Origin of the sequence: Acinetobacter terrae (assembly GCF_013004375.1) — a bacterium.
Taxonomy (GTDB): domain Bacteria; phylum Pseudomonadota; class Gammaproteobacteria; order Pseudomonadales; family Moraxellaceae; genus Acinetobacter; species Acinetobacter terrae.
Window position 1 is genome coordinate 155,297 of sequence record NZ_JABERI010000041.1, and the last position, 14,543, is coordinate 169,839.

The 14,543-nt window shown below is 37.8% G+C and carries 17 protein-coding genes and 4 pseudogenes; 3 read left to right on the top strand and 18 right to left on the bottom strand.

Annotation, left to right across the window (positions count from 1 at the left end; all coding sequences use genetic code 11):
• Positions 1 to 10: 10 nt before the first annotated feature.
• From HLH14_RS15500 to HLH14_RS15520, 5 genes are all read right to left on the bottom strand, one after another.
• Positions 11 to 340, bottom strand: a complete 330-nt coding sequence (locus HLH14_RS15500; RefSeq protein ID WP_067723492.1) for an SMR family transporter — start codon at positions 338 to 340, stop codon at positions 11 to 13.
• A gap of 9 nt (positions 341 to 349) precedes the next feature.
• Positions 350 to 1,237: a hypothetical protein gene (locus HLH14_RS15505; protein WP_171533441.1), complete on the bottom strand. Its 888-nt coding sequence runs from the start codon at positions 1,235 to 1,237 to the stop codon at positions 350 to 352.
• Positions 1,234 to 2,241, bottom strand: coding sequence for an isopenicillin N synthase family dioxygenase (locus HLH14_RS15510; protein WP_171533442.1), 1,008 nt, complete (start codon positions 2,239 to 2,241; stop codon positions 1,234 to 1,236). Before HLH14_RS15510 ends, HLH14_RS15505 begins: the two co-directional genes overlap by 4 nt.
• 72 nt (positions 2,242 to 2,313) lie before the next feature.
• Positions 2,314 to 3,207, bottom strand: coding sequence for an ABC transporter ATP-binding protein (locus tag HLH14_RS15515; RefSeq protein ID WP_067723485.1), 894 nt, complete (start codon positions 3,205 to 3,207; stop codon positions 2,314 to 2,316).
• On the bottom strand, positions 3,207 to 4,151 hold the full coding sequence (locus tag HLH14_RS15520) for an ABC transporter permease (protein WP_067723483.1): 945 nt from the start codon (positions 4,149 to 4,151) through the stop codon (positions 3,207 to 3,209). Before HLH14_RS15520 ends, HLH14_RS15515 begins: the two co-directional genes overlap by 1 nt.
• A 378-nt stretch (positions 4,152 to 4,529) precedes the next feature.
• Between HLH14_RS15520 and HLH14_RS15525 the strand changes: the two genes are divergently transcribed.
• The gene (locus tag HLH14_RS15525; RefSeq protein ID WP_067723482.1) at positions 4,530 to 4,745 is read left to right on the top strand and encodes a cold-shock protein; all 216 of its coding nucleotides are present in this window, start codon (positions 4,530 to 4,532) and stop codon (positions 4,743 to 4,745) included.
• A 382-nt stretch (positions 4,746 to 5,127) separates the two neighbouring features.
• Here the strand turns inward: HLH14_RS15525 and HLH14_RS15530 are convergent, their stop codons facing one another.
• From HLH14_RS15530 to HLH14_RS15545, 4 genes are all read right to left on the bottom strand, one after another.
• Positions 5,128 to 5,472, bottom strand: a complete 345-nt coding sequence (locus HLH14_RS15530; protein WP_171533443.1) for a helix-turn-helix transcriptional regulator — start codon at positions 5,470 to 5,472, stop codon at positions 5,128 to 5,130.
• Between the two features lie 78 nt (positions 5,473 to 5,550).
• Positions 5,551 to 6,701, bottom strand: a protein-coding gene (locus HLH14_RS15535; protein WP_235940532.1) for an IS3 family transposase whose coding sequence is annotated in 2 segments (ribosomal slippage) — positions 5,551 to 6,461 and positions 6,461 to 6,701 — 1,152 coding nt in all. Because the reading frame shifts where the segments join, the coding sequence is not laid out codon by codon here.
• A gap of 121 nt (positions 6,702 to 6,822) precedes the next feature.
• On the bottom strand, positions 6,823 to 7,059 hold the full coding sequence (locus HLH14_RS15540) for a VF530 family protein (protein WP_067724253.1): 237 nt from the start codon (positions 7,057 to 7,059) through the stop codon (positions 6,823 to 6,825).
• Between the two features lie 284 nt (positions 7,060 to 7,343).
• The gene (locus HLH14_RS15545; protein ID WP_171533444.1) at positions 7,344 to 7,649 is read right to left on the bottom strand and encodes a transposase family protein; all 306 of its coding nucleotides are present in this window, start codon (positions 7,647 to 7,649) and stop codon (positions 7,344 to 7,346) included.
• 76 nt (positions 7,650 to 7,725) lie between these two features.
• Here HLH14_RS15545 and HLH14_RS15550 point away from each other — a divergent pair.
• Positions 7,726 to 8,148 (top strand): annotated as a pseudogene (locus HLH14_RS15550) (transposase family protein); the annotation flags it as partial.
• A 316-nt stretch (positions 8,149 to 8,464) separates the two neighbouring features.
• Here the strand turns inward: HLH14_RS15550 and HLH14_RS15555 are convergent.
• Both HLH14_RS15555 and HLH14_RS15560 read right to left on the bottom strand, forming a co-directional pair.
• Positions 8,465 to 9,181 (bottom strand): annotated as a pseudogene (locus HLH14_RS15555) (OmpA family protein).
• A 50-nt stretch (positions 9,182 to 9,231) separates the two neighbouring features.
• Positions 9,232 to 9,869: pseudogene (locus HLH14_RS15560) on the bottom strand (type VI secretion system-associated protein TagF); the annotation flags it as partial.
• On the opposite strand from HLH14_RS15560, the pseudogene HLH14_RS16110 reads away from it, so the two are divergent.
• Positions 9,868 to 9,993 (top strand): annotated as a pseudogene (locus HLH14_RS16110) (M15 family metallopeptidase); the annotation flags it as partial. The pseudogenes HLH14_RS15560 and HLH14_RS16110 overlap by 2 nt on opposite strands.
• A gap of 48 nt (positions 9,994 to 10,041) precedes the next feature.
• On the opposite strand, the gene HLH14_RS15570 reads toward HLH14_RS16110, so the two are convergent.
• The 7 genes from HLH14_RS15570 to HLH14_RS15600 form a co-directional block, all read right to left on the bottom strand.
• Positions 10,042 to 10,806 carry an alpha/beta fold hydrolase gene (locus HLH14_RS15570; protein WP_171533445.1) on the bottom strand — a complete coding sequence of 255 codons (765 nt, stop codon included), beginning with the start codon at positions 10,804 to 10,806 and terminating at the stop codon, positions 10,042 to 10,044.
• Positions 10,807 to 11,104: 298 nt separating this feature from the next.
• A complete protein-coding gene (locus tag HLH14_RS15575) occupies positions 11,105 to 11,974 on the bottom strand; it encodes an MBL fold metallo-hydrolase (RefSeq protein WP_171533483.1) in 870 nt (289 codons plus the stop codon).
• Complete coding sequence (locus tag HLH14_RS15580; RefSeq protein ID WP_171533446.1) at positions 11,974 to 12,396, bottom strand: DUF6691 family protein; 423 nt, start codon at positions 12,394 to 12,396, stop codon at positions 11,974 to 11,976. Before HLH14_RS15580 ends, HLH14_RS15575 begins: the two co-directional genes overlap by 1 nt.
• A 1-nt stretch (position 12,397) precedes the next feature.
• Entirely contained in the window at positions 12,398 to 12,814 is a 417-nt protein-coding gene (locus HLH14_RS15585; protein ID WP_171533447.1) for a YeeE/YedE family protein, read from the bottom strand.
• 182 nt (positions 12,815 to 12,996) lie between these two features.
• Positions 12,997 to 13,200 carry a hypothetical protein gene (locus HLH14_RS15590; protein WP_067724280.1) on the bottom strand — a complete coding sequence of 68 codons (204 nt, stop codon included), beginning with the start codon at positions 13,198 to 13,200 and terminating at the stop codon, positions 12,997 to 12,999.
• A gap of 99 nt (positions 13,201 to 13,299) precedes the next feature.
• Positions 13,300 to 14,052, bottom strand: a complete 753-nt coding sequence (locus HLH14_RS15595; protein WP_171533448.1) for a zeta toxin — start codon at positions 14,050 to 14,052, stop codon at positions 13,300 to 13,302.
• A gap of 4 nt (positions 14,053 to 14,056) precedes the next feature.
• Positions 14,057 to 14,314, bottom strand: coding sequence for a hypothetical protein (locus tag HLH14_RS15600; protein WP_171533449.1), 258 nt, complete (start codon positions 14,312 to 14,314; stop codon positions 14,057 to 14,059).
• Positions 14,315 to 14,543: the final 229 nt, after the last annotated feature.

Consider the following 14,543-nt stretch of genomic DNA (forward strand, 5'->3'; position numbering starts at 1 on the left):
CATGCAAAGCTTAAAGTTCTGTACTTTTGGAAAAGACATTAATAATGATAATACCCACTATCATAAAGCCCAAACCAATTAAAGCAGGAATATCAAGCTGTTGTTTATAGACCAATAAACCCACGGTTGAGATTAAAATAATGCCGGCGCCTGACCAAATGGCATAAGCAATGCCCATCGGAATGGTTTTCATGGTCAATGACAGGAAAAACAAGGCGATGGCATAGCCAATAATCGTAGCGATAGCAGGCCATAAGATGCTAAATCCATTGGACGCTTTTAATGCAGAAGTGGCTATGACTTCCGCTATAATCGCAATAGATAAATAAATAAAAGACATAGGTCGCCTCTACAGGGTCAATTTAGCGTGATGCAAGAGGTGACTTTCTTCAGACCTTAACCAATGTTCACTGCTTGGTGTAGTAAGCGTCTGCTGTTGAAACAGATAATTTTTCTGATAGATATCGATGTCAAAAATCAAATCAATTTGACGCCCGTTTAACGACGTACGTTGCTTTAAAGTTGAATCATCGAGGATTTCAAAATCGTCAAAATTAAATGGCTGATCGGTTTGCCCAGATGATGTTGAATAATATTTCGTATGGCCATCAGTGCCTATAGAGACTTCAAAGCTTTCAATATGTTCAATATTATTGCTTTCCAGACCATCTGCAGTTAGATCCAAATGACTCACGATGTTTTGTATTTCTGGCAAACGCGTTAGCGTATAAGCCACGTGTTGATCACAGATAATCAAGCCGCCATCCATATTCAGTTGTTCGCCACATTCAACATCAACTGCCGTTTTTAATCTGAGGCCTAAATACAGACCTGAATAGACTTGCTGACGCCAGTCTTCCACATATGCATTGCTTGGTGAAAACTCCAAAATACAGTTGCCGATGGCATGTAGTTTTGCAGGCTCAGGCCATTGCACATGATTTTGGTAATTTGCAGTGTCAGAAACTTGCCATGAAAGTAATTCTTGCTCGACATCCCAAAGCGTATGACCAATCCAGCCCTGACGTTCATTGACAGGGGTTTCGGTACGATGTTTTAAGCGTAAGTCGATGGTGAAACTGCGCGATTGAAACCAATACACAATGGTATTTTCATCTGTCAGTCCATTAAAAAAACTAATACTTTTACGTCTGAATGCACCATATAAGTAACAGGGAATCGGGCCAGCAGTCATTTGTCTTTCGGGTGTTTTCTGGAGAACTTCGAACAGATTCATGCCGTTTCCTCCGGTATTTCACCTAAACCGAATGAAGACAGTGGCACTGCATTTTTTAGTATCAGTTCACCCGATGCAATCCGTTGCTTTAAGTATTGAAAGGTTTGCGCCGTTTGATTAAATAAATGCTCACCGCCAATCAAGGCGGAATATCGAGGTGCATCTGTTTCCACAATAGGCTCAATCACGGTGTCGTAATTGCAGGCACAAAACAGCGGGAAGGAATAACGCTCTTCGCAGACTTTTTTAACCCGGTGTTTGGTGGCCAGATATTTACCATTGGACAAAATTTCCATCATGTCGCCAATATTCATCACCAAGGTATTTTCAATGAGCGGAATATCAATCCATTCGCCTTGTTTATTTAATACTTGTAAACCTGGCGCCGTGGGTAAAAGTAAGGTAAAGCACTCATAATCGGTATGTGCACCAATCCCTTCAGCATCTTTAACCTCAGGATTGTAAGGATAATGAATTAAGCGCAGCTGGCTCGGCGCATCAGTGATTTTAGCATCAAAGAAATCTTCATTTACCCCCAGTGCCAAAGCAAAACTGCGAAAAATCTGTTGGCTAATGCCACGTAAATGCTGGTAATACTGACTCACTGTGCGCTTAAATTGGGCATCATCTGGCCAAAGCGTAGGCCCGAGTAATGGACAATCGCTTTTTGCCCCGTGATAATCATAATTGACATCAAAGGCTTCCTTTAAATCATAACTCTGGCCAGAGAACTGTTCTTCTCCAATCGGTACATAACCGCTATGATTTTTCGATAAGCCAATATAACGCTGCATTTTAAGCGCAAGATCTTGCTCAAAATACGCTTTGGTGACCTGAATTAAATCTTGAACATATTCAAAATTAAACTGTTCACCAGTTAAATATAAAAAACCAACGTCTTTACATGCTTTATCCAAAGCGGCAGCAACTTCAAGTCGATCTGACAATGCAGAACTTTGCAGTTTTGAGATATCAACAAGGGGGAGTACATAGTGCATTTGCATCGCAATCACCTCAATTGTTGGTCGTCCAACACAGCGTGAGAACCTCTGGGTCGTCCCACAGGCCTTTTAGATTTATTTTTTCGTGCTGACTTTGGTCATGCGTGGAATAATGGGTAAATCTTCCAGTGCAGGATCAAGTTGGTCTTCTTGTGCATGCACAAGAAAATCGACCCGTTCACGTAAGCGTTTAAATTCTGGGGTGAGTAACAGTTCCGGCGAACGCGGACGCGGTAAATCCACTTCAATAATTTCTTTAATTTCACCCGGATTGGCCTTTAGAGCCACAATCCGATCGGCCAGTAAAATTGCTTCGTCCATATCATGGGTGACAAAAATAATGGTGATATCGATGTTTTGCCATAAGTCCATCAAGTGTCGCTGCATCTTCTGCCGTGTATGTGGGTCTAACGCACCAAAAGGTTCATCCATCAGTAATATTTTCGGTTCATTGACCAATGCGCGGGCAATCGCAACTCGTTGTTTCATCCCGCCCGAAAGCTCGTTGGGATAATGATTTTCATATTTTTCCAGACCAATAATATTGATCCATTCTCGCGCATGTGCTTCTGCTGTTGCATTACTTTGACCCTTCATTTTTGGGCCAAACATCACATTTTCTTTGACGGTTTTCCATGGAAAGAGAGTGTAGCCCTGAAAGACCATGCCACGCTCTGGACTCGGGCCATGAATCGGCTGACCATCAACTAAAAGCTCACCGCTGGTGTAGTCATCAAGTCCGGCCACTACCCGGCTAAAGGTCGATTTGCCACAACCCGATGGTCCAATCACACAAATAAATTCGCGCTTATGAATTTTTAAATCCAGTTGATTTAAAACAGTGCGCTGCGCTTTGCTTGTTCCAAACACCTGGCTGAGTTTTTTTGCTTCTAAAATGACCGGGCGGGCATAAATGCGCTGAAAATACTGCTGTGCATTAAATTTTTCTGGTTTTAATTCTATAGTCATTATTTTGCTCCTGCTTTCCACTTAAACATGCGTTGTCCAAGTTTCATTAAAATCACATCGCATAACAGTCCAATCACGCCAATAATCAAAATCGCTGCATAAACATTGTCGAAGTTTTGATAACGCGCTTGTTGGGTAATAAACCAGGTAATCCCTGACGTCGTACCAATCAGTTCAGAAACAATCAGGTAGGTCCATGCCCAACCTAGAAGTACGCGTAAATCTCGGTAAATGTCCGGTAATACAGCAGGAATGACGACGTGAAATAGACTTTTGAGTTTATTGGTGCCAAGGGTGTAACCAGCTTCAATCAGGCCGCGATCGACCATCCGTGTGGTATTGGCAATAATTAAGATTTGTTGAAATAAAGTTCCAATCACAATGATGGCAATTTTTGGTGCATCGTTGATCCCTAAAATGGCAACCGCCAAAGCACCGAAGGCTGGTGCAGGTAAATAACGGAAAAACTCAACAAAGGGTTCGGTCAGCTGCGAAATACTGGCTGAAAAACCACATAAAATGCCTAAAGGAATACCAACCAGTGAGGCAATGAAAAAAGCAGTAAAGACAATTTTAATACTGTGCCATAAGCTTTGGTGAAACCATGGTGCATCCGGTTGAACAGGCGCAGTGACAAAGGCAGTCACCAAAGCTTTTGCGACTTCATGCGGTGCAGGTAAGTAAATCGGGTTGACCAATTTGCCTTGTGGTGGGGCTAAGCCAGCATTCACTGCATTTTGCGCTTCCCTATAGAAAGTGTTTTTATCGACACGACTATCGACTTGTAAATATGTCACGCTGCCTGAATTGGTAATCTGTACTTGTGGATGCCAAATAAAAGGTAAATAGCTGACCGCACACCAAATCAAAATCGGTATCAGGAAAGAAGACAAGCCAAGTAATAGCTTGTTCCTTTGACTGAGTTCTTTTGCAACATAACTCATCTATATTTGCCCCAATATTACTATTTTTATAAAACGTAATATTGTTAAGCAAAATGAATGCCAGAATAATGATTAAATAGAGGAGCTATTTTAATTTACTGTTTAATTAAGTATGGGAGATTCGCTGTCATCAAATTTAATGTCTTATTTATCATCAAAATAAATAATAAATATAAAAAAACTTGAATATTCATTTAATTCATGTATTATTAACTCAACTAGAAAAAAAGTCTTGTTTCGGTAAATCTTCTTTAAGTATCGCAGTTTTAGTCATAATCCTTCGTTTTTTCAGATTTTAAGTTTCATTCTTTATTATTTTCCAAGTTATGAATAGTCAACAAATTGGCTAAAAATTATTAAAAATCAGTAGGATTTATTATGTCTAACTCAAATGTTGTTAAAGGTACTGTTAAGTGGTTCAACGAAACTAAAGGTTTTGGTTTCATTCAACAAGAAAACGGTCCAGATGTTTTTGCTCATTTCAGCGAAATCGCTAGTTCAGGTTTCAAAACCTTAATGGAAGGTCAGCAAGTAGAATTCAGCGTTGCACAAGGTCAAAAAGGCCCAAATGCAGTAAATATCGTTGCTATCTAAAAGATATTAAAATACAAGAATCAGATAAATTAAATGTGATGTAAATTACGAATTATTTTTCTTATTTTGTATGCCAAAAAAGCCGAGAATCTCGGCTTTTTTTATGTCTATATATAATGTAATTCAACTTGCTCGACAGGGCAGTGAAGCTATCATTTGTTAGTTCCTGCATTCAATATGCATAGATATCAGCCTTGTTGAATAACAATAATATGTGATTGCAAAAATACTCTGAAAATTTTAAATCAAATCCACCATGATATTATACGCAGGCTATCAAGTTTCTGCGTAATACTCATGGAGTTCTTATAATGAATCCAGATCAACAACAAAATATACCTCAGCTCAGCGAGAATCACGCGTTTAACTAAAAATATAAATATTACTTTTTAATTTTCAAATGATACGCGCTTGGCGACATATTGAACCATCGTTTAAACGCTCGACGAAAATTTGCACTGTCATGATAGTTCAGTAATGTTGCGATGGCATCAACAGATAATTCACTGTCAAGTAAGTAGTTACTGGCTTGTTTGGACAAGATTGAATCCCGAATTTTCCTAAAACTTGTCCCATCTAACGCCAATCTGCGTGCAAGGGTCCGTTTACTCATAAATAAAGCTGCCGCAACATTTTCTTCGCTCAGTTCACTTAATGGATTGGATAACATCATTTTTTGTATTTGATAAATAAAGCTATGCTCAATGGGATTTAGTTTGGACAGCATTGATTCACATTGACTCTTGGCGAGCAAATAATTGTCATGATTTGCTGATGCATTAGGAATTGAATAGCCACTAAAATTCTAGACACACGTAACCATCTTTTGATGGGCCTTTTCATAATCTAATGGAGAACGCTGACCATTGGAACCATGTCGTCGTTTCGAGTTGTAAAACATTTCAATATATTCAAATATGTCTGCTCTAGCATCTGATCTCGATACGTAAATTTTCTTCTTAATACGCTCTCGCTTTAGCAACTGAAAGAAACTCTCAGCAACAGCATTATCATGGCAATTTCCTCTCCTGCTCATACTACTTTCCAGATTATGATGTTTGAGGAAATCTTGCCATTCATGACTTGTATATTGGCTACCTTGATCTGAGTGGATGAGTACTTTGTTCTTCGGTTTCCTTCGCCATAGAGCCATCAATAAGGCATCTAAAACCAGATCTGTCGTCATTCTCGATTTCATAGACCAACCAACAACAAGACGTGAAAATAAGTCAATCACCACAGCAAGGTATAGCCATCCTTCATGTGTACGAATATAAGTAATGTCAGTCACCCACAGTTGGTTGGGATGAGTTGGATTAAACTGCCGATCTAAAGTATTTTCAGCCACAACCGCTGAAGTCCCAGTATGTACTCTAGGTTTACGATAGCCACGTTGTGATTTAAGACCACCCACTTTCATCAACCGATGGACTCGATTGATTCCACAACTTTCACCTATGTCTTTTAAGTCACAGTAAATCTTACGATAGCCGTAAACTCCACCAGATTCGAGCCAGAATTGTTTAATCAATCCTGAAAGCTCTTGCCGTTTCTGAGCAGTCTTACTGATGGGTTGCTTTAACCATGCGTAATAGCCACTGTGATGAACATCTAAAGTTGAACACAAACGACGGATCGGCCAGATACGCTGGTTGTCCTGAATAAAGGCATACCTCACCTGGACTGGCTTGCGAAGTACACCGCGGCTTTTTTTAATATGTCTCTTTCTTCTGTGACTCTTTGAAGTTCTTTTTTTAGCTTTGCCAATTCCGCAAGTGGATCACCAGATTCTGTGATTTTAGGCTGTTGAGGATCATAACGTTTAATCCAGGCATAAAGACTATGCGTGGTTATACCTAAACGTGCGGCAACTTCAGCCACGCTATGACCTTTTTCAGTCACTTGCTTTACTGCTTCAATTTTGAATTCTTCAGGATATCGTTTGCTACTGCTCATAAACACCTCGTTAATTAGCCATTTTATCTAACTAAAGAGTGTCTACAAAATTGGTGGCTATTCAATAAGTGTAGTTTACTATTTGGTATAAAATATTATGCTGAGGCTAGGGTTTTGATAGCTACGATTTCTGTTTGGCTTTTTGGCGTAAGACATACAAATATAAGCTTTCTACTTTTTCACGTGCCCATGGTGTGGTACGTAAGAATCGCAATGATGATTTAACACTTGGATCTATGCAAAAACATCTAATTTCAATTTTACGATTTAAGCCTTCAAAGCCACCGTAGTAATCCAATAATTCATCCAAAATGTCAGCAAGTTTTTTGCCGTGTAAAGGGTCATTGGAGGTGTTCATAATAGATCAACCATATTTTGGGAGGCCATTATTATAACCTGAGCTAGTTGGAAAATGAGAGGGTTGGAATTTAAATGTAATTAACATAGAAAATTACAGCTTATCTTCCTATTTACAACAGTGCTGATGCATAAAATATTTCGAATAATTAATAATTCAAAGAAAGCTTTTTAATATTGCAATAGACCTCTTTCATAAATCAAAAAATGATCTTCTTTTTGGTTAATATTTGCACTCCGGATTTCTTAGCATTCGTGCATAATCTGCGGATGAAATACATCGATTCAAACAAGCTTTTCTTCTGTTTTTTTAGGCCTTTGTATTGGAATTTCTGTGGCATCCACGATCACAACATTCCAGTCGATGCCTTCGCCCTCGGGTAAATCTTTGGGTAAATTAAACAGATTGGACCGAATTAGGCAGTCTTCAACATGACGGACAATTCTTGAGGCTGTGGGCTCTGAAACCCCGTAACTCGTCGCAACGTGAAATAAGGTTCGGTATTCCCGCCAATAGCTCAGACAGAGCAGAACCTGATCCTCCAGGCTTAACTTGGGCGGTCTGCCTTTGGCAGGGACATGTATTTTCAATTGCTCAACCATTAAATAGAAGGTTGACCATGAGATGCCTGTGTATCGCTTGAACTGAGGATCAGAAAGCTATAGCGGCAAGAAAAAGACCCATACCTTTAAAGTACAGGCCATGATTCACTACAAGACTCGGCAAATTCTGAGTTTATGTAGCAGTCGCGGTGCAGTGCATGATTTCGAGTTGTTCAAATGCAATTTAAACCAGATTCCTTTGGGGTCTTTTATCCTTGCAGATAAAGGCTATCAGGGGATTTATACTTTGTATCCCAATAGCCTGTTGCCTTTAAAAGCCAAAAGACCCTGTAAATTGGATCCTGAACTAAAAATCTATAATCAGGAAATCAATAAAAGAAGAATAGGAATAGAGCATGTATTTGGCAGTCTAAAAACTTTCAAGATCCTTGCGGAACGTTATCGAAATAGAGCGAAAAGACTCGGTTTGAGATTCAATTTAATTGCTGGAATCTATAACTTGGAGCTGAGTAAAAATGATTTATGAAAGAGGTCTAATGACTACCTAATTATTAGAATAAATAATTCAATAAGTATTTAAATTTTATTAACTAAATTTATTTACCTAAAATTACATGACTAGTTAATATTAGAATTTCATTCTTTTTGACTAGTTAACTCTTAAAATGAAAAAAACTCAAAAAATTACCACAATTTCAAAATTAACTTTTATCGACAGCAACCATAGATAGGACAGTGTTTATGAAGTTATGGTTAGGTGTATCGGATTTAACATAATATACATTATACGAAATTTAATACATTTAATAAAAGCCACATAACTGTAGCTCTTTATGAAAAGCTTATAGAACTTCAAACTCGATCCGACGGTTTTTCTTACGACCTTCAGCTCTTGTGTTATCTGCAACCGGTTTATTGGAACCTAAACCTTCAACACTTAAACGATCTGTTGGAATATTCTTTCCAATTAAATAATTTTTAACAGCAGCTGCTCGTTCCTGGCTTAAAGTTAAATTTTTAGCTGGATTACCTGAACTATCCGTATGCCCAATAACTTTTACTTGCTTTCCAGCAACCTTGTTTAAGGCAACTGCCATCTCATCCAAAATTTGGATACCTGATTCAGCCAATATCGCACTCCCAGATTCAAACTCAATAATTCAGTTTTTTAAAGCCTCATCGATAATTTTCTGTTCTGCCTGATTCACTGTTAATTGAGTATTTAAACGATATGGTGCTTGAACCAAATTCTGAAAATTTACTGTGGTTGGCTGAATATCATTTTGATTTGACATGTTTCCAGCTAATTCAACCTGTGTACCACGTACAGACAATTTTCCTTGTTTAACTTTTTTTAAGTCTTCCATAATGACTTCTGAAACAGAATCACTCCAGCCATTTGGTGCAGATACAGCACGAACCTGAATTTTATCAACCACTTGATCTTTACCGTAAACAGCATAGATTTTATTTAAAATCGCTTGTTTACTCGTTTCATTGGGTACAGCACCTTCAACTACAATCGGTTCTGCATAAGCAATGACTGGGACACTAGACATAAAAAAAGCGATATAAAAAATACTTTTAATTATTTGTTTTTTCATAATTTTTATTCATTAATAAATGTTTGTTTAAATAATTTCATAGCTTGACTTAAGCTGAGTTGGCGCTCACTTAAAGATTTTTCCAAAGTTGCTAAACCGGCATTCTGTTCTCTAAATAAGGATCAATCCAGTTCGCTTCAATCAATGAAACCCAATGTTCGGAATGCATTTTTTGATTAAATATTTCACTTAATGCAATAATATCAGCACCTTGGAATCCAATCAACAATACGGGTGAATCACGGTGTAAGATTCCAATGAACAATTCGGTATTCAGTTTAGAGACAAAACCATTAATTAAATTGACCCAAAATGCGGCAATTTCATAGCAATGACCTGGATTATTTATAGGTAAAATTAGTACCTTTTTTAACCGATCAGTTCCTTGTTGAATCACTGGTTGTAACAATAGCCCCAATCCAATCATACTTTGTGCAAATTCATAGGCACTTATTTTCATTAGCTGTAAAAATGAATGAATCGTATGATTATCATAAAATGCTGCGCTTTCCGTATTGGTGGATATATGAATTTCATTACTTAATTTACCTAATTTATTCAGCAAAATCTCAGAATCACGTATGGCATGCATCTCCCGATTTATTTGAAATAAATCAGTTAATGTCTGTTTATAGCGATATGGCCGCTGGAAATCCATTCAGGATTATGGTCATACAGAATATCGTATGCCAGGACTCAGAAAAACGGCTGAAATGGCTGAACAACTCACCTCTGAAGGTCAACTGCTGGCAAATAACATAAATTAATAAAGTAGCAGCTGAATTAAATTTAGCTGCTTCTTTCAAGATTTGAAACTAATTTAAGTATTTATTCATTTCATCAAGAACTTGTTGAGTTTTCTCTGCATGCAACCAATGCCCAGCATCTTCTAGCACTGCAATTTTGGCATGGGGAAATTGCTGCTGGATTGCAGCAAAATGTTCATCTTTACTTATATATGCAGATTTACCGCCACGAATAAACAATGCTTCTTTTTGCCAAGGCTGAATCACATTCCAATTGATAATATCCGGGTAATGGTTAAATAAAGCTTCAACATTAAATAGCCATTGTCCCTTGCTAAAGGATTTCATTAAAAATTGAATCACCATTTCTTCATGCAAATATTCACGCATGATCTGCATTGCTTGTTGTCGGCTATCAGTCTGTGCATTTTGCACCGCAAATAAGGCTTTAAAAATTTGATCGTGATGACTTTCTTTATATGCAAATGGTGCCATATCCAGAACAACCAATTGTTCCAAACGCTCCCCTGCGCTATTCGCCAATTGCATGGCAATTTTTCCACCCATTGAATGACCAATCACAGAGAATTTTTGAATATTCAAAGCATCCAGTGTTTCCAGAATATCCGCTGCCATGACTGCATAATTCATTTCTGGCGAATGCGCTGAATGTCCATGATTACGGACATCAATTTGAATCACTGAATGGGATTCATAATATGCACGTGCCAGCATGCCCAAATTACTTAAACTGCCAAAAAGACCATGAATAAATACCAGAGGTGTTTTTCCTTTAGCAACTTCATTGAGATAAATTTGATGATTGAGAATCATGGATTTCTTTCATTACATTTTTAGATGAGCTTATGTTTATTGATAATTGGGATTTAATCAATTGCCATTTTTAAAAAATTTACTTTTGCTTAGGCTATTTTAAGGTTATAAAAAATGGATATAAAAAGACTCCTCCTCGGCAACATCATTCACTTTGGATAATTTTTAAGATCAAGAAATACACGAGCCTAAATTTATAACAATTTATTTAAAAACATATGCTTATATTCAAAATCCCACAGGATTGATCCTTAGCTACATTTAGACCTTTCCTGTTGTCTTACTATTATAAAGTTGGCTATTTGAAATAGTTCAAGGGCAATTTTAAATAGCGAATGCCATTTGCTTCAGCTTCTGGAAATTGCCCGCCTCTCATATTGATCTGGATTGCAGGTAAAATCAGTTTAGGCATAGACAATGTGGCATCACGGCGGTTTCGCATCTCAATAAATTCGGCTTTAGTGGTACTGGTATTCAGGTGAGTGTTGGTATTCTTCTGCTCGGCAATACTACTTTCACAGCAATATTCCTGCCGCTCTTTAGGTAAATAATCATGACAGAGGAAAACACGAATATTTTCATCTAATTGATATAGCTTTTTGACTGAATCAAATAAATCAGCAGCACTGCCCTTCGGAAAATCACAACGCGCGGTCCCATAATCTGGCATAAATAAGGTATCCCCGACAAATACCGCATCCCCAATCACATAGCTTAGACAGGCTGGCGTATGCCCTGGCGTTGGAATGTTATAGGCAGTCAATTCGCCAATGTTAAACTGTTCGCCATCTTCAAATAAATGATCAAATAATTGATGTGTATTTAAGTATTTGATGTCTATATTATAAATTGCACTAAATGTTTCCTGCACAATGGCAATTTTTTTGCTGATTGCGATTTTTCCACCTAATTTTTCTTTTAAATACTGTGATGCTGTGAGATGGTCTGCATGGACATGGGTTTCCAGAATCCATTCTACGCTTAGGCTATTTTGATGTATATAATCGATGATTTGATCTGCATGCGTGGTCTTGGTTGTTGCTGACGATGCATCATAATCCAAAACACTATCAATAATTGCACAGCGCTGACTTATAGGATCTGTCACGACATAGCTAAAAGTATTGGTCTGCTCATCAAAAAAATGCTGCACTTGTGGATGCTGCATCATGAATTTTTTCCCATTAACTTGCGATGAATTAACATGCCAATCATCATTGCGGCTATAAAATAAAGGGCTTGATAATATCCCAGACCAATCAGAGTCAGACTGGGTGCTGGACAAATCCCTGCAATCCCCCAACCGATCCCAAATATCAAACTTCCCGTTACAAGCTTAGAATCTATCTTATTATTTTTAGGTAAATCAATGGTATCTCCATACACTGTTTTAGGTGCCTGCTGATGGACTGCTTTTTGAAATGGAATAAATGTCACGGCGATCGCACCGAGCATCACAAATGCAAGACTTGGATCCCATTGTCCAAAGAGATCTAAAAAATCCAATATCTTTTTCGGATTAGACATACCTGACAGCATAAGTCCGACTGAAAAAATTCCACCAAAGACAAAAGCCCAAAGATTTTTCATATCAGAATGCTCCGGCAATATGGCGAATGATATAAACTGTCACAAACCCTGCGAACATAAATACCAACGTTGCAACGATTGAACGTTTAGACAATCGGCTTATTCCACAAATCCCGTGACCACTGGTACAACCACACCCCATTTGGGTACCAAAGCCCACCAATAATCCTGCAACGATCATCATCAACGGGCTGGCAGTGATGTGGATATTGGGCGCTTGCACCATGCCATAGAAAAATGGCACCACAAATAGCCCCAATACAAACCATAATGCTGGGGTCTTAAATATCGTTTGAGGATTTAATACTTGGGCAATGAGGCCACTGACCCCAGCAATACGACCATTGACATACAAATATCCCACTACGGACAAACCTATAAGTGTTCCACCTAGAAATTCGAGCAGGAAATCGTGCATGTCAGAGCGCTCCAAACAATATACTTTTATATATTAAAATATATTCATATAAGTGATATTTTGTGGATTAGATATCGAACGATGAAAAATCAAGCAAACCTGTCCTATAAATCACTATACGTCTTACACGGCGTAAGTAATATAAAGTATGGTTAAATCTTGTTTAATTTATTGCAGACCTTTTATAAATCCAGACTGATCCCACTCACTACGTCTCCCAATACATCAATTAAATCACTGCCTACTTCTGCTGCCAAATCAAATATATCTAATCCTGAAGTCACATCTGTATTGTTATTCTTGTCTTGTTGCTCTTGCTCAATCTCTGGTACAGCAAGATCTGCAGCAATGGTTTCTATCTTTTCAGAAGGTTGAATATTTTCCATTTTTATCTAAGCCTTTGTTATTGACATCTAAATTATTATTTAATTTTATGAACCAGATTTTATAATATACACAATGTTATTTATTTTTAGAGATGATTTTTATTCTTCTGTGAAATCTTTAAGGACTTTTTCTGCAAACCACCATGGCAATTGCTGAACATGAGGATTCATTTTCAAAGTTTCTGCAGACTGAATCTCCGCAATAAATGCAGCCTTTTCACCATTGGAAGAGTTATCAAACAAATAGGTTCGATCACTGGCATCCACCGCTTGCATGAGTAAGTCCATACTGCGGTAATAGCGTTCAACAATCTTTTGTTCAGGTACAGGATGTCCACCCACACTGACTCGATATTTAACTCGAGCAATATTAATCATTGGATCAACAGTCGATACATAATACAAATAGGTTTTAAAACCCTGCCGTTTGGCTTCTTGTAGAAATTCCACTTTAGAAATATGAGACATCACCGTTTCAAAAGTAAAACTGATCTTTAAGCGTAAAAATTCCAGGCGAATATAATCAATAATACGTGCGCAGAGATAGGAATCTATTTCCGATGCATCAAACTGAATGTTCGACTCATCTAATAAAACAGGCTCACTTTTCAGTAAAGAAAAGAGCTGCCCAGCATTCGGACGTTTTTTCTGTTTGAGGAAATCAATGAGATCTTGTGCTTTTAAGGCAGGATGATAAGCCATCAAATCTAGTTGATAGCTAGTATTCAGGTTTTGTTCTAATTCATCGGCATTTAAATAAGCCCCAATATGATGGGGCAATAAATATTCTTTGACTGTACTCTTTCCAGATCCATTTGGACCGGCAAACATCCTTATTCTTGGTTGAGGCATTCAGTTATACAGCTGCCTCTTGTTTTCTCTTGCGTTTTAAAACTTTAGGAAGATGATCAACGCTCACATAAGCCTGAGACAGGTCATGAATCACGGTTTCTTGTCCATTGACTTCGCGTTGTACCAGTTGCTGCTCTTTTGCGTAAACGACCGTCGCTACCGAACATGCTTTATCAAAGGCATGACGGAATGCATGTATAGCAAGTTTAGGAATCATATCGTCCTCATATTTGCCTGCTTTCATGATGCTATAAGCTGTCATGGAACAACTCCCGTTACACAAGGTATATTTCTATCTCATATTAACATAGTACAAATAATTGTCTATTTATACACCAACATAGAAATGTAACGCTTGGGTAGATGAATTCAAAATTTAATCACGCTGTTTCATTCAAAGCGATTAAGTGACTTAGTGTGATTTATTAACCCACTAGAATCGCTTTAATCATTGCAGAAGTATTTATTTGCGTCTTAATCTTTATTTAAAA